A 21,513-nucleotide genomic window follows, 5' to 3' on the forward strand; every position below is an offset into this window, starting at 1 on the left:
AAAGATTTATCAGACAAATTTGGCGTCGAATTATGTCGCATAATACTTTCATATTATTGATTTTTTTTATTTTTCCTTTATTGTAATTAATTTTAATTGTAAAGAAACTATATGGCTATCTCTCTAGATAAACTGTCCAATAATTCTACACGTTTTAGTAGGAGTGCTAATAGCTACAATCTTAATCAGAGGTCTAGAACGGCCTTTTTATGCCATAGCCATATTGATACTCAATATGTCAAAGGATTTATTCAGTTACTAAAAGATGAAAACATTAATGTATATGTTGATTGGCTAGATAGCTCTATGCCTGATAGTCCCAATCGAGAAACAGCAGTTAAAATTCAACAGAAAATTCAAGAAGCTGATTATTTCTTTTTTCTCGCAACACCAAACTCTGTTAAATCAAGATGGTGTCCTTGGGAAATTGGCTATGCAGATGGGGTAAAAGAATATGAGTCTATTTTTGTAATTCCCACACAAGACCGTTATGGTTTTTATTATGGAAATGAATATCTACAGATATATCAGAGAATTGAGGAGTCTCAACAAGGTCCTTTAGCATTTTGGAAACCGAACACTACTACTAGTGGTAGATACATGTCATCACTATAAAAATTCGGTAATTCAACTATTAAGAGTTTTCAAGATGTATGACTTTATAGATAATAATGGAAGATTTTCATTATTTTCATGGATCGAAAATGCTGCGAATCAAATGGGGAAATAATTATGTCTGAAAATTACTATCAAATTATATTACTTGGAAAAGTTGATGAACGACTTACAAGTATTCAAAAAAGTCTTACTGATAGATTTATTGATCTGAAAATTAATCAACATTTTATCAAATTTATTCGTAGTGATAATTATTCGTCTAGAGATCCTAAATACCCAACAATTGCAATTTATTTTGGTGGCGATAAATCAGACATCTTACACTTATCAAATCTTATTGAAGACTCAATAGTCATTATTCCTATAGTCCAAAGTAATGAACTAGTTCCTAAAGAATTGCCAGAAATAATTAGCCATATAAATGCTTTACCAATTAATATTACAAATGATAACACTGAACGTTTAGTTTCAATTATATTAGAAAATTTTAGATTCCTAAGAAAAGAAAGAAAAGTTTTTCTTAGTTATAGACGTATAGATTCACAAGGTACAGCTGACAAGCTCTATGACATCCTAGATGCAAACGGTTTTGATGTATTTCTAGATACTCGATCAGTACCGCCTGCACATAATTTCCAAGATCAGTTATGGCATCGTATGACTGACTCAGATGCAATAATTTTATTAGATACTCCACGGTTTAGAACAAGTAGGTGGACCAAAGAAGAATTAATGTTCGCTAACGAAAATAACATTCACATTTTGCATGTACTATGGCCTCAGCAAAAGGAAGAAGGTATTGCTTCTTTTAACCAGTTCATTAAGCTAACCTCGAAAGACTTTAAAATGAAAAGCCTTGGTAGAAGAGGCATTCCACATACAGGAAAAAATATTACAAAAAAAACTCTTAGAAATATTGTAATAAAGACTGAACAGCTAAGGGCAAGAGCAATTTCTCTTAGATATAAATATCTCGTTGATAACTTTTGTGATGCTGCTAGAGATGCAGGATACAATCCAAATGTACAAATAGATCAATGGATTTCTATAGCTGATTGGAAAGACAATGGATTAGCTGTAATACCAGCTATAGGTGTCCCTACAGCAGATAGAATCAATGATATTTATAATGCTGTATCAAACTCAAAATTCAAAAACAGTGAAAAATGGATCATTTATGATAATCGAGGAATTTTAAAGCAATGGTTAGATCATTTAGATTGGTTGGATGAACATCTTCCAATTAAAGCAGTAAATATGACTAAAGCCCCTTTATTATTAGAAAATATGTGATAAAAAATGTTAAATATTTTCCTATCAGCAAGCATTCCTCTCTCTGATCGAAAAAAATGCTTCTACGAAACTGCTGATGTCCTTGCTATTAAAGAAGCTATTCGTTCACTCGTTGAAGTAGTTATACCTAATGGTCGTATTGTTTGTGGAGGACATCCAGCTATTACTCCTTTATTAGCTATGGCTACCAAAAATAGTAAAAAAGACAGAAATTTTATTTCTATTTATCAATCTAATATTTTTAAGCCAGACTTTCCAAAAAGTGTTTATGATTTTATAGATTTAACCTTAATAGATGGCAATCCCGAAGAGCGTGAAGAAAGCCTTAATGTAATGCGACAAGCTATGATACAAAGTCAAAAATTTGATGCAATAGTATTAATTGGTGGGATGGAAGGTGTAATAGAAGAATTAGAAATTTTTTTAGAATATCATCCGCATGCGAAAGTAATTCCTTTAGCATCTACAGGTGCAGCAGCAAAAATTGTTTATGATAATGAATATAATAAACTAAAACCTAGGTTTCAATTAGATCCGAGATTTGAAAATGACTATACTTATTCTAGTCTTTTTCGTAGAATTTTTAATAAAGATTTAAACCATTAATTTTAGAGTAGTAGCTAATAATGTATAAGAGCATTCAGATTGAAGATTTTGATTTCTCGATATTTCCACATATTAGTGATCAAAAAGTGCATAAATATAAAGAGAGAAATAAAAATACTTTAATCAATATTGAAGATTACTTACTTAATAAAAAAAACACATTAAGTGTCGAAAAAATATATAAAAAATTATTTGTAGATGTTGAACCTCATATATTTCTCTCCCATTCACATGCTGATGAAGATGATGTAATACGCTTAGCCATATTAATAGAACAAGAACTAAATTTAAGTGTATTTATAGACTCTTGTATTTGGGGGGATGCTTTTAAACTTCTAAGAAAACTTGATAATAAATATAGCTTGAATGGAGATACATTTAATTATCAGATACGAAATCATACAATGTCCAATGTATTTATGATTCTCAATTCTGCATTACATAGAGTTATTGATAATTGTGAAACCTTTCTATTTTTAGGCACAGATAATTCAATTTCAATAACTGATACATTTGAAGATAAAAAATATCTTTCTTCACCTTGGATTTACTCAGAACTTCAATTTGCAAAATTAGTTCGTAGAAGCAAACCGAGACAAACATCATCTGGAACGAGAGACATAAAATTATCAGAAACAGTTATTTATGATAGTGCAATAGATTTTGCTTATTCAATTCCAATGACAGATGCTACTTTAAAAAACCAAAAAATGAAAAGCTGGATTGAAAACTATCAAGACCCCTCTACAAATCGGAACATTCATCCTTTAGATGCTCTGTATAAAGCTATTTCATATCGCTAATTATTAAAAATCAATATTCTAAATACAGATATATAGAAATATTGAATTTGGAACTGAAAGAACACCATTTATATTCCTAAAATGGTGTTCCATTAACCATGATAAAAATAATCTTTAAACTATTGAGTATTAATTTGCATTCCTAATTTTAATGGCTTCTTCAATCCAACTATCAATATTATCTTGAATATATTCATAAACAAATTGACTAGTTGAGTACGGTGGATCATAAGCTTTTGCAATTTCGGATAGTTTTTTTCCTGTAAGACCATGTGTTACATAATCCAAAGGATTTTGTCCTTTATTTGATTGTACACCTTGTGAGTTCTTTAGATTATGAATGTAAATTACAACAACACCTTTTCCCTTGTCCCAAGACTGCACAATCTCATGATTAATCCACTTTCTGTTAGCTGTGTCCTGACCAGCAAGGATAACCGTACAAGTCCGCCCATCCATTTGACTAGAAATCCATTGTTTAATTTGGGTATCGCCACCATCTACAACTGTTTCCCAATCATTATCTTTTGCTGGTTGATTGCCCTCAATTACACCAATATTTCTTACTTGCGATACTCTCCAATTATCTGGTTGATAATGAAAACTAAAAAAAACTTTTCTAGCCATAAATTTTCTCCAAGTTAAATTAATTTAATAACATCGTGAACTTTTGATAAAAGTTTAATTGGCTCATCGACTTCTTCATTTAATTTTTCAAAAGCCTCACGAAATTTTGTTGTAGCATTGGGGTAATATTGATCAAAATCAGACATTATACGATCAAATAACTCTTTAGCTTTATATCCACTTGCACCAATTGGTATTAGATTTAAACCTAACTGGTGTGCTATTTGAAACTCTTCATCCATACCATCTGCCAACACAATAGTTTGTTTGCCAGATTCAGGATCTTTAATAATTTTATTTCCCATAAAGAAAAGAGCAATTCCTGTCTGACTCAATAAATCTTTTCTCCATACTGTCCAAATGTTCTTTCTTTCTGTAGGATCAGCTACGAATTGAGGAAATACCTTCATTGTTAAATAGTCATCAATTTTTGTATATTTTCTATTATAGATTTCTTTAATTGCACCACTAATAAATGCATTACCAATACCCAGACCTAAACCTGATGTAATTTTAAAACCTTCTTGGATTAAAACTTCCCCTAGTTTGGATAGAAACAATTCTGTTTCGGCTTGCTCCCATGGACTAAATTCATGGGCACTCCCTGACAAGAATACATTTTTGCATCGAAATTTTTTTGTAATTTCTTCTAATATACGAGAGAGATCATTCCACGAATCAATTAATACAACTTTGATACTAAAACGAGCAAGGTCTTTAATAACAAACTGTTGCTTCAAAAAATTATATGAGAAATCTTCATCATTACTGTAGTCAGCACGATTAACTTTTCTAAAAATGCAATAATGTTGTCTTTGATTTTGTTCAAAATGAATTCTTATTCTGCTAAGAATATAATCTAAATTTGGATCGTTAAAACTAAAACCTAGAAATAAAAATGTTTTTGAAACCAAATCTCCTGATAGAGCTGTTACGAATGGTGCAAAATGTAGGGGGTAGGATTCGTATTGATCTTTAGTAATAATTGCTTGATCCGGTAAGCTAGCATCACCATGCATTTTGTAAACAACTGCAGATCGTCCTTTTTTAGTTTGAGATAAATGATTTTTAGTAAATTTTTTATCCGCTATTTTTCCCTCATTATCTAAAGCTTTTTCAATTAAATCATCATAATTGGTTGTCCAATATGTTGATATTGGCAATTTAGCTAAAATTTTGTGATTTGGCGTAGGATCACGAGCTACCCCAACCTCATCAATTAATCTTTCAGTTAATCTATTACGACCATGATTTTCATTAACATAATACTGAGCTAAGGAAACTAAATCAGTTTCTTTATCAATATCTAAGTTTAACTCAATAGATAATGGACGTAATAGTTCTTTCCAATTTACATATCCCGCTGGAGCAGATAGGCCAGCCCCTGCAAATATTGCAAAATTATTTTCTTCTAATTCTTTTACAATACGATCGATCATAATTTTTTGTTCATGTTCAAACATTAGCTTCTCGACATAATTAATTTTTGGAATATTTGAGGTTTTTCTTTTTTTTCAATCCCTACTGATGTCTTATTGCACATTTTATTCTTTTGAAGGTTACTCTAAAAGAGATAAGAACATACACTAAAATATATTAAAACTTTTATGTTAGTATTTTATACTTTCTCTTACTTATAGTAAATAAACCTAAATTTATCTTTTTCTGTATATTATAAATAAGCTAACTTACCTTATTTTCTTACATATCCAAATTCTTCTAAATATTTTTTAATAGAGTATGTCTGTCATTTGATTCTGTTAGATTGATCTATGGATCTAATCGACCATCCTTTTGCTCTTACACCTGAGAAAATTACACTACTTTTTATTCAATTACGCCTAAACATACTATAGAAAATTACTATGTCTGGTGTGTTATATCTAATGAATTTAAGATCATTGCTGTTTTAATGGGAGTATATTTATAAGTATATAGCTAATGAGGATTATAAGCCGTGGATACTTAATCCTCAAAAATGAATAGTTCTATTCTTTATCGGAATAGAACTTATGAACGATTTAGCAAAAAAAATTGGACATGCAATTCGCATATGTAGAGTTGATCAGAAAATTACTCAAGAAAAATTAGCATTACTATGTAATATTGATCGTAGTTATCTTGGAAGAATTGAACGTGGCGAAGTCAATATCACAGTTCTTAAGCTCTATGAAATTGCGTATATTCTTAAAGTTGAACCGCAAATTTTGTTGCCGAAAGATTAATACAAGATAGTTCTATTTTGAAAATAGTCGAATTAATCCCACATGACATTCCGATTAGCCCATGAGTCTTTTAGGAAGAAAAGGAGTAGTTGTTCGAAATATTAAGTGAGCAGATCCTGAAGATATAAAAAACCTAGCTACTTATGGCGTGGCTACAGTACAGGAAGCTCAAGGACGCAAAGGGTTATTGGCACTACGTATTCGTCCTATGTTTTTTTGGAGCTACGAGTGTTGCAACAGCATGCTTGATCAAGGGAACTGTTGCTAACGATATTGCTGTAACAACGTATGAGCTTCAGCAACGTCTAGATATTGAACATTCTTCGGGCCGTTTTACTGTATTGTTAGAGCGCAATTCACAATATGAATTTACTAAATATGGTTTTATACGTACTGCTAGACCTATTATGTATGGATTAGTGATGATTCCATCAAGTGTTTGGCAAAATATTAAAGTTACAGGCAAATAATAAAATCAGTAGTAATCAATGAAAATTAGGTTACTACTTATCTATTGTTTCTTTTAAGGAACAAGCTTACTTATGTTAGGTTATTTATTTTCTAATTTTTCTCAATTATTATTTTAAATACAGAGGTGACTGAAAATGAAAATGTTTCATTCAATGTTTTTTAATAATAGCTATCAAAGTTTAATATTAATTTTGTCTAAAAAGTAATTAAGAATCATATTATTCGCTTTACTCTTTTTAGTAATTAAACAAATTTTAGTGTTGTAACTAATTTCTGAATTCAATACGGGTTTCATTGTCTGCTCTACTACCCATTTAGAAGCATAATGGACTGGAAGAAATCCAAGGAAGTTTCCTGTCAAAATTAAAAATGCTATTCCTTCTCTATCTGTAGCAGTAGCCTTACAGTTAAGAAGTTGATGTAAATTAATAGCTTCTGCAGTTATATTGTAGTTAGGGATGACTGCATCCCAATTTTTCAAATCATCTTTTAATAATAAAGTGGTTGAAGAAAATACAGGATGTTTATCGCCACAATAAAGATAAGATTTCTCTTCATATAGATCAAGGTAATTGAGTCCAGATAGGGAAGCAACAAATGGAATAGCCCCAATATGAAGGCGACCATCTAATACTTTACTCTCAATATCTGAAAGAGTACTCATACTAATATTTATTTTTACATCAGGATGTTCATTACTTAACTGCCTTAATGTATTAGTTATATTACAGTTTGGCATTGTAACTAAGTTATTGATAATGCCAATATTAAATTCACCTTTGAGCTTATTATGGATTTGGTTGACTTTTACGCGAAAATCTTCAATAGATACTAAAAGTATCTCAATATACTCTAATAGTTCTTTTCCTTCTTCTGTTAGAGCAAAACCAGATCTACCTCGTTGGCATAATCTGAACCCCACTCTTTGCTCTAAATCACTTACATGTAAGCTAATAGCAGATCGGCCAATACCCAACATACTTTCAGCAGAGGTAAAGCTACCACATTCACAAACTGTTTTAAAAATCTTTAAAAGCTTGATATCAGCATTGCTAATTTGCTGTAATTGTTTGAGCTTCATGTTGGTGGTTTTTTGGACAATATAAAACTAAATTTATCAAATATATAGTTGATTGTGAAATAATTTTAAAAGAAAAACTTAATTTGAAAGTACTTATTAAGAATAAAACTATAAATTAAATAATTTTTAAGGAAAAATTTCATTTTCAATTGAATTGATCAAATAACCATTTACGAACTTTAGCTATAGATTCAGCATTTATAGAATATCGAGGAGTAACTAAATAAAATCCAGTTTCCATTTTTAAGTCTTGCTTAAAAATTTTAATGAGCTTTCCAGTTTCCAAGTCCGAACTGACAAATATGGGATTACTTAATGTAATACCTTGTGCAGCAACTGCGGCATCAATAGCCAATAAGGTTTGATTAAAACGGATATTTTTAAATAGGTTTTTAGTTTTTTTTACTTCTAATTTATCTAAAAAGTGGGGCCAAAGATTATTAGCATCATGTAGCAATGTATATTTATATAAATCATTTAACTCTAAAGGCCGATCTTTTAAAGAGATTAAGTGAGGGCTTGCTACAGCGATAAAGGAATCTTGTAAGAGTAACTCTGTATGAAGACCAGCACCAAAGGGTGGTTTACCATAACGGATTGCTAAATCGACTCCATCATTTTGAAAATGTGAAATTCTTTCTGTAGCTAAAATCTGTAAATCAATATCGGGATGAGTTTGAGTAAACTGGTTGAGCCGAGGAATTAACCACTTAGAAGCAAATGTTGGGGTTACGCTAATAGTAATATGTTTGTTTGAATGACGAAATGACTGAGTTGCTTCAAAAATCAAATTAAAAGCTTGAGTAATGCTATGAGAGTAGCTTCTACCATTTGGAGTTAAAGTTACGCCTTTAGAATGTCTCTCGAATAATTTTGAACTTAGCTCTTCTTCGAGACTGCGAATTTGTTGAGCAATCGCACTTTGAGTAACATTTAATTCTTCTGCTGCGAGTTTAAAATTTAAATGTCTACTTGCTGCCTCAAAAGCTTTAAGTGCATTTAATGATGGTAGACGATTAGCTTGATTCATACTGTAGTTTTTCTTCATTCAATGGAGAGAAAAGTTAAAGTCAGCTGAAGAGTTCACCATGATATTCTATTCAAAATATTAAGGTGTGCATGGTTTTAGCACTTTTAAAGGATAGCATATATGACTGTAGAAAAAGTAGCGCTAATTATAGCGGGTGGTAGTGGCATGGGAGCGGCTGCAGCACGACAATTAAATAAAGATGGCTATCATGTAGGTATTCTTTCTTCTTCTGGAAAAGGAGAAGACATTGCCAAAGAGCTTAATGGTATTGGTGTGACGGGAACAAACCAATCAACTCAAGACATAGGTAACCTTGTTGATCAAGCTTATCAAAAATGGGGAAGAGTTGATGTATTAGTTAATAGTGCGGGACATGGTCCTCGAGCTCCTATTTTAGAGATTACAGATGAGCAATGGCATTTAGGTCTAGATACTTATCTCATGAATGTCATTCGAGCAACTCGTTTAGTGACTCCAATTATGGAGAAGCAAAATTCAGGTGTAATTATTAATATTTCTAGTGCATGGACATTTGAACCAAGCGATATGTTTCCGACATCAGCTGTTTTTCGTGCTGGCTTAGCATCCTTTACTAAAATTTTCGCTGATAAATATGCAGCGAATAATATTCGAATGAATAATATTTTACCTGGATGGATAGATAGTCTTCCTGAAACAGAAGAGCGCCGCAAATCTGTACCATTACAAAGATATGGTACCAGTGAAGAAATTGCTGCAACCATCAGCTTCCTGGCTTCCCAAGGGGCTGCCTACATTACGGGACAAAATATTCGTGTAGATGGAGGCATCACTCACTCTGTCTAAATATGTTTCATCAAATGAGTTGGTTAAGCCTCGTAAAATAATTTACGGGGCTTTTTAAGTGAGTAAAAAAGATGGCAGCATTGACTCTAGGGAAACAGTCTAATTTAGACGTGACAAGGAAAATCATTTCAGTCGTTATTTTTACAGCTTTTGCTTATTTATCTGTAGGGCTGCCATTAGCAGTCTTACCAAAATTTATTGTAAAAGACCTTAATTTTGCACCTTTTTTGGTTGGCTTAATTATCAGTTTACAATATTTAGCAACGCTATTGACTCGCCATAGTGCTGGTCAACTTGTCGATAGAAAGGGCTCCAGATATGTAGTTCTTTTAGGATTAAGTTGTTGTGGATTAAGTGGAGTATTCGCTTTTTTAGCACTTTCGTTAGTTTCATATCCACTAGTAAGTATTTCCTTACTCGCAATTTCAAGACTATTTTTGGGTAGTAGTGAAAGCTACTGCAGTACTGGAGCAACACTTTGGGGAATGCAGCTGGCTGGTCCTACAGAAACTTCACGGGTAATTTCTTGGAATGGCGCAGCAACATATCTATCTATGGCAATTGGGGCCCCATTAGGAGTCTTTTGTAATGCGCAGTTTGGTCAATTCGGCTTTGCCATTTTGACTATAATTTTAGCTATTGTTGGATTTTTTCTTGCATATAGAAAGACAGCAATACGGACTGGGAATGTTCGACCTGTAAGTCTACCAATTTTATCAGTACTTTCTAAAGTTTGGATTTTCGGTTTAGGGCAGGCTGTTGGTACTCTTGGTTTCGGTGTACTTTCTACCTTTGTCGCTTTATTTTTCTTGGAAAAGGGTTGGAGTAATGCAGCACTGGCTTTGAGCTTATTCAGTATTGGATTTGTAGGTGTTAGATTTATTTTCTCTAATACTATTCAAGTTTTCGGCGGTAAGAATGTGGCTCTATGCGCATTTCTTGTCGAAGCTATTGGCCTCTTAACAATTTGGCAATCAGGTGACCGAATAATTGCTTATGCGGGAGCATTCCTTGTCGGGACAGGTTTCTCTATGGTCTTCCCAGCGATGGGTGTTGAAGCAATGAAAAAGTTTAATGATCAAAACAAAGGTGTAGCTTTAGGGGTATTTACAGCCTTTTTTGATATCGCTTTATTATTAATTGGTCCAATTGCAGGTCTATTAATCCCGATTACTTCCGTGCAAAATCTTTATGGAGTAATGGGTTGTATAACTTTATTATCGATAATTCTTCTATATTTTTTATTTCTTAAAGATACTAAACAACAGATAATCTAATTTTTAGAAGAAGAGTATTGGGGGAAAAGACCCAATACTCAAATAATTTAATTTTAGCGAACGTAATCTGCTCCTGTAATATCGATCGTTGCTCCAGTCGTATGACGGGAAAGACCAGTAGCTAAAAAGGCTACCATTTCAGCAACATCACTCGCAGGAGTAACTTCACCCAAAGGCAGATTTTCTAATACAGAAGGCTCAATTGCGCCCTCTGCTAAATCTGTTGCAACCCATCCTGGTGCAATTGCATAAGCAAGAATATTGTCACGACCATATCCTCTGGCAATACCTTTTGTCAAAGCAAGCAAGCCGCCTTTAGCTGCTCCATAAGCTAAATGCTCTGCATCATCACCACGATGCGCTGAACGACTGGTAATATTGATAATAATGCCGCCATGTCTTTCCTTAAAATGTAATAAAGCTAAACGGCATAATTCAGCAGGAGCTGCAAGATTAATAGCAATGTTGCTTTCCCATCCCTCACGCCAAGCTTGGCTAGAATTGATATCAGATGGTAACCAAGCTCCTGCATTATTAACTAATACATCTATATTCCCGAAGCAGCTAATGGCTTTGGTCCAAACATTCTCTGCACCATTTATACTACTTAAGTCGCCCAATACTAAACGAACATTTTCATCTAACTGATTTAATAGTTCATCTAAATGAGATGTCGAAGAACGTGCGTGAATAATTACTTTAGCTCCTCGCTTATGAAGAAGCTTTGCTGTAGCCAAGCCTATACCTCGTGAACTACCTGTAACTAAAATAATTTTATTTTGTAGATCTAGAGCAGTATTTGTCATTAGTATTTCCTTACGCTACAGCTTGAGCACCGGTAATTTCTACACATGCACCACAAGTAAATGCTGCTTCATTTGATGCTAAAAAAGCAATTAACGCTGCAACTTCTTCTGGTTTGCCAATGCGCCCAAATGGAACCATTGCATCTAAGTCCGCAATTGTTTTCCCTTTTTCTGCAATCCCTTTTTCAAGCATCGGTGTATGTATTTCACCAGGACAAACTGCATTTACTCGAACTTTATGAGGAGCATAATCACGAGCTAAGCTCTTAGTAAAAGCGACTACAGCTGCTTTACTTACATTGTAAGCGATATGACCTGGAGCAGGTGTTAAACCCCATTGAGAAGCTGTATTTACAATTGCTCCACCACCAGCAGCAATCATTTTTGGTAATACTGCTTGGCATAAGTGAAAGAGGGCATTCACATTCACTTCTAAACTTAATAACCAATCAGCTTCACTTGTATGCAGTAAATCACCACGACGCATTGCACCAGCATTATTAACTAATATATCTATATGCCCATACTTAGCTTCTACATCTGCAATCGCTTGACGGCATGCATTCCCATTCGTCAAATCAAATACTAAAGTTTCCGCTTTACCGCCTTGTTTAATAATATTACTCACAGTTTTTTCTGCTGTCTCAGATACGGCATCTGCCACGATAACTGTAGCACCTTCTTCTGCTAAACGACGAGCAGTTGCTGAGCCAATACCACCACCAGCACCCGTTACTAAAGCTGTTTTACCAATGAATCTAGCCATTTTATTTCCTTTTAAATGGTTGTTTAATACTTTATGTTTTTTTGCATACAAATATGTATACAATTTATATTTGATGATTGAATTTGTCAATTCTTAATTGAGAGAAAATTAACGAATATAGCTACCACCATTAATATCTATAGTTGAACCATTTAAAGAAAGTTGCGAAGGTCTAAGAACAAATGAAACTAGTTCTGCTAATTCTTCAGGTTTTACCATTTCAGCAATAGGTATTTCAGCCAAGGCGGATTGCTGTGCATTGCTCGAAATTGAGTTTTCATCGAGTTCAGACTGAACCCATCCTGGAGCAATCGCAACAGCAGTGATACCGTCGTTTCCGAAAGAACGTGCGATAGATTTTGTTAGATTAATCAAAGCTGCTTTACTGCAACCATAAGGTAAAGCTTCTGCTACATAACCTCGTTGTCCTGCACGGCTTGTAATATTAATAATTCTACCTTTACCAGCTAATTTAAAATGGGCAATCGCTTCTTTACAAAGATCTGCGGCAGCAAAGAAGTTTATTTGAAACTCTTTTCTCCATATTGCCTGCCAAGATTCAGGAGGTGAATCTATACTTAGTTCAGTTCGAATACTGGCATTATTAACTATCGCATGTATTTGACCTGCTGCTATAAGAGCCTTTTCCCATAGTATAAATGGCCCATCTAGAGCGGATAAGTCAGCTTGAATAGTCCAGCCTTTATTATCAATTTCTTTGAGTAGAGATTCAGCCGAATTTTTATCCTTTTCAAATTGAATAATAACTTTAGCCCCCTCACTTGATAATTTCTTAATAATTGAGCTACCTATACCGTTTTCTGAACCAGTTACTAATATATTCTGGCCTTCTAAAGGGAGTTTCATTTTAGATTTCCTTAAGTTAAATTAAGTAGTAAAAATTAAAAGTTAAGCAGAATGCTTCAATGTGTAACTTATTGTTTAAATTGAAGTATAAAATTTTATTTAGTTAAATCTGGATAGTATTTCTTTTTTATATTTATTAGGTGTTAATCCTGTCCACTGTTTAAACATGGTTATAAATCCTGAGGTTGTAGAGTAACCTAAGTTTCTAGCAATACTATCGATTGATGAATTCTTATCTAATAAGGAAATTGTATTTAGGATCTTTAATCGTTGTTTCCATTCTATGAGACTCATTCCTAACTCGTGATTGCATTGTCGACTTAAGGTTCTTTCATTTACTTCAAATTGTTTTGCTAAAGTCGATATATTAATGTTTTGAGAAGAGTGGTCCTTTATATATTTGAGTATAATCGCGAGCTTTGGATGATTTGTGAGAGGAAGAAAACTATTTGAATATTCTGAATCTGTAATTTGATCTAACAATACTTGATATAAGTGCCTATCTTTTTCAGATCTTATCGATGAAATGGTTTTCTCTTTAAAGTGCCTCAAAATTGAATCTGTTATGGAATTGCAAATCACTGTACTTATAACAAGTGGTAATGTATTAGCGAGTTCGTTGGGGATACTGATGACACAATATTCTTGAGAATTGATAGTAATTCTTTCATTTAAATATTTTTTTGGTATCCAGACACCATATGAGGGAGGGGCTTGAATTAGAGTTGAACCTATACTGACATTTGATTTTTTGGAATAATAATAGATGAAAATTCCAAAATCATTTTTTGATTCTGAACAATCAAAAGCATTGTAGTTTATAAATATATTTTCTATATCATTATTACTTAAATTAGGTTCGTTTAGATAAGTGTTCATAGACATATAACTATATAAGTAAGATATTGTGTATTTTAGAAAACATAAATAGCGTTAAAATCAGAATGGGCTGATTCTAACGCTATATTTATAAACAACTACAGAGTTGGCATTGAGAATTGAGCACCTTCTCTAATACTTGAAGATGGCCAACGTTGAGTAATTGTCTTACGGCGAGTATAGAAACGAATACCGTCTGGACCGTAAACATGAAGATCACCAAATAGGGAGCGTTTCCACCCACCAAAACTGTGATAAGCAACTGGGACAGGAAGAGGAATATTTACACCAACCATACCTACAAGTACGTTATCGCAGAAGTAACGTGCAGCTTCACCATCGCGAGTATAGATACATGTACCATTGCCATATTCGTGTTTATTAATGAGTTCTAAAGCCTCTTCCATAGTATCAACTCGAATAACTTGTAATACCGGGCCAAAAATCTCAGCTTTATAGCTGTCCATTTCAGGCGTAACGTCGTCGATTAAGGTTGCACCCACATAAAAACCATCTTCGTGACCTGCAACTTTTGCCCCACGACCATCAATGACAACTTTTGCACCTTGCTGTTCTGCACTTGTAATATGGCTAACGACTTTATCTTTATGGGCTTTAGTAATAACTGGGCCAAAATCGTTACTATTTTCTGAATATGCACCGTACTTTAAAGAGCCAATAGCTTTAGAAAGATTTTCAATTAGTTGATCACCAATTTCTTTACCTACAGTTACAGCAACAGATAAGGCCATACAACGCTCACCTGAAGAACCGAATGCAGCACCAAGTAATGAATTAACAACATTATCAAGATCAGCATCAGGCATAACAATCGCATGGTTTTTTGCACCACCTAAGGCTTGGCATCGTTTTCCATTTGCAGCAGCAGTCTTATAGATATACTCAGCAATAGGGGTTGAACCTACAAAACTCACAGCTTGTACACGACTATCACTTAATAAAACATCTACAGCTTCTTTATCACCATTAACGATGTTAAAAACACCTTCTGGTAAACCAGCTTGATACAGTAATTCCCCAAGAAACATGGTCGAGCTTGGATCACGTTCTGATGGTTTTAAAACAAATGTATTACCGCAAACTAGAGCCATTGGAATCATCCATAACGGCACCATTGTTGGGAAGTTAAATGGAGTAATGCCTGCTACCACACCTAAAGGATGAAAATCGCTCCAAGAGTCAATATTCGGTCCTACATTTTTAGTGAATTCACCTTTTAATAGTTCAGGAGCACCACATGCATACTCAACAACTTCTATACCACGTTGTAATTCACCTTTTGCATCATGCAAAATTTTTCCATGCTCTTCACCAATAAGGTGAGCAATTTTTTCAGCATTTTGTTCAAGTAGCTCTTTAAACTTAAACATAATACGTGCACGACGTAAGGGCGGCGTATTTTTCCAGGCTGGAAAAGCGGCCTGAGCAGCAGCGATTGCTTCCTCTACAGTTTCTTTTGAAGCTAATGCAACTTGTTTAGAAACTTTGCCTGTTGATGGGTTAAAAACATCCTGTGTTCTTTGAGTGTCGTGAATTTTTTTACCATTGATCAAATGACCAACAACGTTCAACTCGCTCATTTATTATCTCCTAAAATTAATGGCAACCAATTTCTGTTAAAACTTCGTCATAGATTTTTAAAGCTTCTAAAACTTCTTCTTTAGTAACGATACATGGAGGCACAACATGAATGCGGTTATCTGCAAGGAAGGTTAAAAGACCTTTTTGTGCACAAAGATTCTTAATTTCAGTCATAGTCTGAGCTGAAACGCGCTCTTTTGTTTTTTGATTGCTAACTAATTCAATTGCCCAGAAAACACCAGCACCGCGTACTTCACCAATAATATTGTGCTTCTCAGCAAGCTTTTTAAGACCAGGTCCTAAAACTTCATTACTGATGTATTCCACATTTTCAAGAACTTTTTCTTCTTTCATAGCATCGATAGTCGCTACAATAGATGCCATTGCTAAAGGATGACCTGAGTAAGTCAAACCTCCAGGGAAGAAATTGCTGTCAAAGTACTGGCTAATTTTTTCAGAAATAATCACTCCACCTACTGGCACATATCCAGAATTTACGCCTTTAGCAAAGGTAATTAAATCTGGAATAACGCCATAATGTTCAAGTGCAAACCATTTGCCAGTTCGGCCAAAGCCAGCCATGACTTCATCAAAAATCATGATGATGCCAAATTCATTACAGAGTTCACGAACACCTTGCATATAATTTTTAGGTGGCACTAAGATTCCAGCGGTGCCTGGAAGGCTTTCAAGTAAAATTGCAGCAATACTTGATGGGCCTTCACTTTCGATAATTCTTCTCAAATGTTGTAAAGCACGCTCGCATTCTTCCACTTCACTTGATGCATGGAATTCTGATCTATAAAGATATGGGCTAAAAAAGTGAACGTGACCACGTGCATACTCGTTTGGAATACGGCGAGCATCACCGGTTGCTACAATTGCTGAACCTGTATTGCCATGATATGAGCGGTACGAAGATAAAACTTTAGTTTTACCCGTATATAGTCGAGCCATACGAATAGCATTTTCGTTGGCATCTGCTCCACCATTTGTAAAGAAAACTTTATTAAAGCCTTCAGGAGCTAATTCTACAATTCTTTTTGCAGCTTCATTTCTTGCTAAGTTTGCAGTTGAAGGGGCAATTGTCATTAATTCTTGAGCTTGTTTAACAATTGCTTCAACTACTTTTGGATGTTGATGGCCAATATTTGTATTCACCAATTGGCTGCTAAAATCCAGATATTCATTACCATCAAAATCCCACAGTTTCGATCCTTTTCCAGATTTAATAACTAAAGGATTTAAATTGCCTTGGATTGACCAAGAATGGAATACGTATTTGCGATCCATTGCGTAAACATCATCGTTATCGATGGTTGATACATGACTGATTGAGGACATATCCATAATCGTTCCTATGAAAATGGTTAGCGAAGTAATCGCTTTAACTCAGCAAATCCAATATTTCTATTATTCATCTGATGAGCATGACGAGCTAAATAACTAAAATTCAATACATTAAAATGCAGAATTTAAAATGTATGCAATATTGTATGCAATGAGATTAAGAGATAAAAATTATCCTGTCAATCAGTTCAAAAAAGATTTTTTTATTTAAATTTCTAACATTCGGACAAGATCTAGTTTGGAAAAGAGAAATATCCAATTAAAACAAAAATCTATTTGGCTCTTAAATATCTTAATTATTTCTAATAATTCTATTTAAAAGATATCTCACAATTTAAATCTTTATTAAAAATAAGATGAGTTAAATATAAAAAATTTTTTTCTTAAAAAATATATCTTTGAAAAATCTATTATTTTTATAGGTAAATTAATTTTCTCATGAATGATTGACATCTAAAAAAATTGCAGATATTGTTTGTGTATGCAATATTGTACACAATGTGGTAATCTGGAATTGAATACTAAATCTTCAATTTTAAGTTATTGAAATAACATTAGTTATTTTCTTAATTTTGTACGAGATAGGGAAATTCAGATTTAAAAATTTTTATGGAGAAATTTAAAATGTTGCAAAGTATTCTTCCTGCTCTAGTAACACCTTTTGATGAAAATAACCAAGTCGACTATAAAACGTTGGTTGATATTATTGAATATCAATTAAAAGCAGGTGTTAAAGGTTTCGTACCATTAGGTTCTACTGGTGAGTATTACGCACTGACTAATGAAGAGCGTCGTCAAATTCTTAAAGTAGTAAAAGAAACTGTAGGTGATCGAGGTATTTTGATTGCTGGTGCAAATGGTTCATGTACACGTGAAGTTTTAGAACAGGTTCAGCAAACAGTTGATCTTGGTTATACAAACCTTTTAATTGCGCCTCCTTATTATGCTTTACCATCTCAAGAAGAGTTGATTGCTCACTACAATGCGATCTTAGATGCTTTTCCACAAATTAATATTGTTCTATATAACTATCCTGTTCGTACAAATGTAGAAGTTGGTTACGAAGTACTTGAAGCTTTTAAAGACCATCCTCGTGTTATTGGTATTAAAGAAAGTAGTGGTAATTTACTACGTGCTATTGAAATTGGTGGAAAGTATAAAGATAACTACCAGCTTTCATGTGGTTCAGATGATCAGGCATTGGATTTCTTCTTGTGGGGTGCAACAAGTTGGATCTGTGGTCCAGCTAATTGTTTCCCAAACAAAGTCGTTGAAATTATCGATAAATATAATGCTGGTGATATTAAAGGTGCTCAGGATGTAATGCGTCAATTATTCCCAGTTATGGCAATTATGGAATCAGGTAAATTCGTTCAAAAAGTTAAATATGGTTGTGAATTGGCTGGATTTAAAGTCGGTAATGCACGTATGCCATTATTACCTTTAACTGAAGAAGAAAAAGCTGAATTTAAACGCGCATTTGATGCAATCGATAAGTAAGTAAATTTGAAGCCTATGAGTCAAAAGGCTCATAGGTTGAATAAAGTTTTTTTAAAAGAGTAGGATAGGTTTTTATTATATCTCATCAATATAAAACCTCAATTAATCAATGGAATGTAAAAATGTCTATAGAATCTAATTTGAAAAATACTGTTGTAATTGGTGGCGGTATAGTGGGTATCTGTTGCGCTCTTTATCTGCAAAAAAAAGGTTTTAAAGTCACTGTTGTTGACCCATCCGAAGCTGGTGAAAGCACCGCGAAGTGGAGCTGTGGACAGATGGCTGTGAGTGAAATTATTCCACTTTCAAAAAAAGGGATCTTAATGAAGATTCCTGGTTGGTTACTAGATCAACAGGGACCTTTAGCATTAAGACCATCCGCTTTTCCAAGCATTATTCCGTGGTTTTTACGTTTTTTAAATTGTGCAAGAGAGTCTCGTATAAATGAGATTGCTAGCTCTTTGGCTTCTTTAACTCAACATGTCTATGAAGACTATGCAGTATTGTTGGAAGACTGCCCAGACAAAGACTTAATAGGCACACGACCTATTTTAGAGCTTTTTGACAGTGCTGATGATATTGAACATGAGAAGAAATATTTAGAGTTAAGACAAAATTTTGGTTTCAAACATCAAATTCTAAATGAAAAAGAAATTTCAGACTTAGAGCCTGTTTTTACAGGTAAATTCAAACACGGTTTGTTATTTAATGATTGGACCGCTGTAAAGGATACTAAAGGTTTTATTGCTGCACTCACTGAAAGTTTTATTGCAAAGGGTGGTGAAAGGATACGTGCAGAAGTTGTCGAATTACGTGAAGAAAATAATAGATTGCACCAAGTTCTTTTAAGTAATCACCAAATTATTGATGTTGACTATGCAGTGGTTGCTGCAGGTGTTGGTTCACAACTATTTTCAAAACAACTCGGTATAGATCCACCTTTAGCAGGCATTGCGGGTTATCAAGTCGTTTTGCCTAAACCTGAAGTCGACATTAAGCATTCAACTATCTATGCGTCAGGTGGCTTTTGTTTTGCACCAATGAGCAGAGGTCTACAAATTGGTGGAACGATTGAATTTGCTGCAGCTGGCGCAAAACCAAATATGAAACGTGCTGAAATTATTTTGGATAAAGCTAAAAAAGTTTTACCTCAATTAAATACCGAAGGAATGGAATTTGGTGTTGGTTATAGACCGTTTTTGCCTGATACAAAGCCAATTATTGATATGAGCTCACGTTTACCAAATGTTGCCTTAGCCTTTGGTCATGGGCAGCTTGGGTTAACTTTAGGTGCGACTACAGGACGTTTAGTCACAGAGATGCTATGTCAGCAACCTACCAAAGTGGATCTCACACCATTTAAAGCGAATAGATTTTAATTATTGAACAAATAAGGATAAATAGATATGACTTACGATCAATTATATATCGATGGAAAATGGACTCCGACACGAAAAGGAAATACTTTCCAAAGTATCGATCCAAGTACTGAAGAGGTTATTGCTAATGTTGCATGTGCTTCGGTGGAAGATGCCGAGCTTGCAGTTCGTGCAGCGCGAGAAGCATTTGATAATGGTTCATGGTCGAAGTTATCAGGTAAAGAGAGAGCGCATTATCTAAGAGCAATTGCTCAAGAAATTCGAGATAATTTAAAAGAAATTTCGTCTTTAGAAGTTAAAGATAATGGAAAACCTTACCCAGAAGCTGAGTGGGATATCAGTGATGCTGCAGGTTGCTTCGATTTTTATGCAAATTTAGCTGAATCACTGGATGAAAATAGTGAAGAGAAAATAGAGCTGAGTGATGATCGCTTTAGTTGCGTAGCAACAAAAGAACCAGTAGGGGTGGCATGTGCAATTATTCCATGGAATTACCCACTATTAATGGCTGCATGGAAGGTAGCACCTGCATTGGCCGCAGGTTGTACTATGATTCTTAAGCCTGCTGAAGCAACCTCACTTACAGCTGTTGAATTAGGGCGTATTGCTGAAAAGGTGGGTTTACCGAAAGGTGTTTTAAATATTTTGACTGGATATGGACGAGAAATTGGTCCGTATTTAACAGAACATCCTGATATTGATAAAGTTGCATTTACAGGTAGTGTACCGGTAGGTAAGCAAATTATGCTATCAGCGGCTTCAAATGTTAAAAATATTAGTTTAGAGCTTGGTGGAAAATCTGCATTTATCGTATTTGATGATAGTGATATTGAAGCTGCCGTTGAATGGATCATGTTTGGTATTTTCTGGAACCAAGGACAAGTTTGTTCAGCGACATCTCGAGTTTTGGTACAAGAGGGCATCTATCCAAAACTTATGGAAAGATTAGTAGAAGAGAGCCAAAAAATTAAAATCGGAAATGGTTTTGATGAAGGCGTGAAACTTGGTCCACTCGTTAACCAAAAACAATATCAAAATGTTGTGGATGCAATTCAGTGTGGTATTGAAGATAACATCACTCTTTTAAGTGGTGGAAAACCGCCTAAAGATCTTACGAAAGGTTATTTTATAGAACCAACCATTTTTGCTGATGTTCCAGAAGATCACCCATTGTGGGCTGAAGAAATTTTTGGTCCAGTTGTGAGTATTCGTTCATTTAAAACTGAAGAAGAAGCAATCAAATCTGCTAATAACTCTATATTTGGATTGGCTGGTGCAGTAATGTCGAAGGATTTAGAGCGATGTAATCGTGTGGCTCGAAAACTAAGAGCTGGCATTATCTGGATTAATTGTTCTCAACCTACTTTTACCGAAGCTCCGTGGGGCGGTTATAAACAAAGTGGTATTGGTCGGGAATTAGGAGTCTGGGGACTTGAAAATTATCTAGAAGTTAAACAGATTACGAGTTACGACAGTCAAGAACCATGGGCTTGGTATATCCAATAAGG

Annotated in this window: 21 protein-coding genes; 11 read left to right on the plus strand and 10 right to left on the minus strand. The window is 34.2% G+C overall.

What is annotated here, in order from left to right:
• Window positions 1-111: 111 nt before the first annotated feature.
• From I8T81_RS08405 to I8T81_RS08420, 4 genes are all read left to right on the plus strand, one after another.
• Complete coding sequence (locus I8T81_RS08405; RefSeq protein ID WP_198072570.1) at window positions 112-615, plus strand: toll/interleukin-1 receptor domain-containing protein; 504 nt, start codon at window positions 112-114, stop codon at window positions 613-615.
• Window positions 616-732: 117 nt separating this feature from the next.
• On the plus strand, window positions 733-1,911 hold the full coding sequence (locus I8T81_RS08410) for a toll/interleukin-1 receptor domain-containing protein (RefSeq protein WP_198072571.1): 1,179 nt from the start codon (window positions 733-735) through the stop codon (window positions 1,909-1,911).
• A 6-nt stretch (window positions 1,912-1,917) separates the two neighbouring features.
• Window positions 1,918-2,517 (plus strand): SLOG domain-containing protein, encoded by a 600-nt coding sequence (locus I8T81_RS08415; RefSeq protein WP_198072572.1) that lies wholly within the window; start codon window positions 1,918-1,920, stop codon window positions 2,515-2,517.
• Between the two features lie 20 nt (window positions 2,518-2,537).
• A complete protein-coding gene (locus I8T81_RS08420) occupies window positions 2,538-3,320 on the plus strand; it encodes a hypothetical protein (RefSeq protein ID WP_198072573.1) in 783 nt (260 codons plus the stop codon).
• Between the two features lie 129 nt (window positions 3,321-3,449).
• On the opposite strand, the gene I8T81_RS08425 is transcribed toward I8T81_RS08420, so the two are convergent.
• Complete coding sequence (locus I8T81_RS08425; RefSeq protein WP_198072574.1) at window positions 3,450-3,947, minus strand: TIR domain-containing protein; 498 nt, start codon at window positions 3,945-3,947, stop codon at window positions 3,450-3,452.
• Window positions 3,948-3,961: 14 nt separating this feature from the next.
• A complete protein-coding gene (locus tag I8T81_RS08430; RefSeq protein ID WP_198072575.1) occupies window positions 3,962-5,410 on the minus strand; it encodes an SIR2 family protein in 1,449 nt (482 codons plus the stop codon).
• 549 nt (window positions 5,411-5,959) lie between these two features.
• Between I8T81_RS08430 and I8T81_RS08435 the strand changes: the two genes are divergently transcribed.
• Both I8T81_RS08435 and I8T81_RS08440 read left to right on the plus strand, forming a co-directional pair.
• On the plus strand, window positions 5,960-6,172 hold the full coding sequence (locus I8T81_RS08435) for a helix-turn-helix domain-containing protein (RefSeq protein WP_198072576.1): 213 nt from the start codon (window positions 5,960-5,962) through the stop codon (window positions 6,170-6,172).
• 245 nt (window positions 6,173-6,417) lie between these two features.
• Window positions 6,418-6,642 (plus strand): PrpF domain-containing protein, encoded by a 225-nt coding sequence (locus I8T81_RS08440; RefSeq protein ID WP_265091525.1) that lies wholly within the window; start codon window positions 6,418-6,420, stop codon window positions 6,640-6,642.
• Window positions 6,643-6,815: 173 nt separating this feature from the next.
• On the opposite strand, the gene I8T81_RS08445 is transcribed toward I8T81_RS08440, so the two are convergent.
• Both I8T81_RS08445 and gcvA read right to left on the minus strand, forming a co-directional pair.
• On the minus strand, window positions 6,816-7,724 hold the full coding sequence (locus I8T81_RS08445; RefSeq protein ID WP_198072577.1) for a LysR family transcriptional regulator: 909 nt from the start codon (window positions 7,722-7,724) through the stop codon (window positions 6,816-6,818).
• A gap of 145 nt (window positions 7,725-7,869) precedes the next feature.
• On the minus strand, window positions 7,870-8,754 hold the full coding sequence (gene gcvA, locus I8T81_RS08450; protein ID WP_198072578.1) for a transcriptional regulator GcvA: 885 nt from the start codon (window positions 8,752-8,754) through the stop codon (window positions 7,870-7,872).
• A gap of 120 nt (window positions 8,755-8,874) precedes the next feature.
• Here gcvA and I8T81_RS08455 point away from each other — a divergent pair, with 120 nt between their 5' ends.
• Together I8T81_RS08455 and I8T81_RS08460 are read left to right on the plus strand one after the other, a co-directional pair.
• Complete coding sequence (locus tag I8T81_RS08455; protein WP_198072579.1) at window positions 8,875-9,579, plus strand: SDR family oxidoreductase; 705 nt, start codon at window positions 8,875-8,877, stop codon at window positions 9,577-9,579.
• A gap of 71 nt (window positions 9,580-9,650) precedes the next feature.
• The gene (locus I8T81_RS08460; protein ID WP_000729619.1) at window positions 9,651-10,856 is read left to right on the plus strand and encodes an MFS transporter; all 1,206 of its coding nucleotides are present in this window, start codon (window positions 9,651-9,653) and stop codon (window positions 10,854-10,856) included.
• A 53-nt stretch (window positions 10,857-10,909) separates the two neighbouring features.
• Here the strand turns inward: I8T81_RS08460 and I8T81_RS08465 are convergent, their stop codons facing one another.
• The 6 genes from I8T81_RS08465 to I8T81_RS08490 form a co-directional block, all read right to left on the minus strand.
• Window positions 10,910-11,662 (minus strand): SDR family NAD(P)-dependent oxidoreductase, encoded by a 753-nt coding sequence (locus I8T81_RS08465; RefSeq protein ID WP_198072580.1) that lies wholly within the window; start codon window positions 11,660-11,662, stop codon window positions 10,910-10,912.
• A gap of 10 nt (window positions 11,663-11,672) precedes the next feature.
• Window positions 11,673-12,428, minus strand: a complete 756-nt coding sequence (locus I8T81_RS08470) for an SDR family NAD(P)-dependent oxidoreductase (RefSeq protein ID WP_174741306.1) — start codon at window positions 12,426-12,428, stop codon at window positions 11,673-11,675.
• 108 nt (window positions 12,429-12,536) lie between these two features.
• The gene (locus I8T81_RS08475) at window positions 12,537-13,295 is read right to left on the minus strand and encodes an SDR family NAD(P)-dependent oxidoreductase (protein WP_198072581.1); all 759 of its coding nucleotides are present in this window, start codon (window positions 13,293-13,295) and stop codon (window positions 12,537-12,539) included.
• A gap of 99 nt (window positions 13,296-13,394) precedes the next feature.
• Window positions 13,395-14,174, minus strand: a complete 780-nt coding sequence (locus tag I8T81_RS08480; RefSeq protein ID WP_198072582.1) for a helix-turn-helix domain-containing protein — start codon at window positions 14,172-14,174, stop codon at window positions 13,395-13,397.
• 98 nt (window positions 14,175-14,272) lie between these two features.
• Entirely contained in the window at window positions 14,273-15,775 is a 1,503-nt protein-coding gene (locus I8T81_RS08485; RefSeq protein ID WP_198072583.1) for a CoA-acylating methylmalonate-semialdehyde dehydrogenase, read from the minus strand.
• A gap of 16 nt (window positions 15,776-15,791) precedes the next feature.
• Window positions 15,792-17,126 (minus strand): aspartate aminotransferase family protein, encoded by a 1,335-nt coding sequence (locus I8T81_RS08490; protein WP_198072584.1) that lies wholly within the window; start codon window positions 17,124-17,126, stop codon window positions 15,792-15,794.
• Window positions 17,127-17,750: 624 nt separating this feature from the next.
• On the opposite strand from I8T81_RS08490, the gene dapA reads away from it, so the two are divergent.
• The 3 genes from dapA to I8T81_RS08505 all read left to right on the plus strand — a co-directional run bounded on the left by dapA (window position 17,751) and on the right by I8T81_RS08505 (window position 21,511).
• On the plus strand, window positions 17,751-18,626 hold the full coding sequence (gene dapA / locus I8T81_RS08495) for a 4-hydroxy-tetrahydrodipicolinate synthase (protein WP_198072585.1): 876 nt from the start codon (window positions 17,751-17,753) through the stop codon (window positions 18,624-18,626).
• 122 nt (window positions 18,627-18,748) lie between these two features.
• Window positions 18,749-20,005 (plus strand): NAD(P)/FAD-dependent oxidoreductase, encoded by a 1,257-nt coding sequence (locus tag I8T81_RS08500; RefSeq protein ID WP_198072586.1) that lies wholly within the window; start codon window positions 18,749-18,751, stop codon window positions 20,003-20,005.
• Between the two features lie 27 nt (window positions 20,006-20,032).
• Window positions 20,033-21,511: an aldehyde dehydrogenase family protein gene (locus I8T81_RS08505; RefSeq protein ID WP_198072587.1), complete on the plus strand. Its 1,479-nt coding sequence runs from the start codon at window positions 20,033-20,035 to the stop codon at window positions 21,509-21,511.
• The last annotated feature ends 2 nt before the right edge of the window (window positions 21,512-21,513 follow it).

Origin of the sequence: Acinetobacter seifertii, from assembly GCF_016064815.1 — a bacterium.
GTDB classification, from domain to species: domain Bacteria; phylum Pseudomonadota; class Gammaproteobacteria; order Pseudomonadales; family Moraxellaceae; genus Acinetobacter; species Acinetobacter seifertii.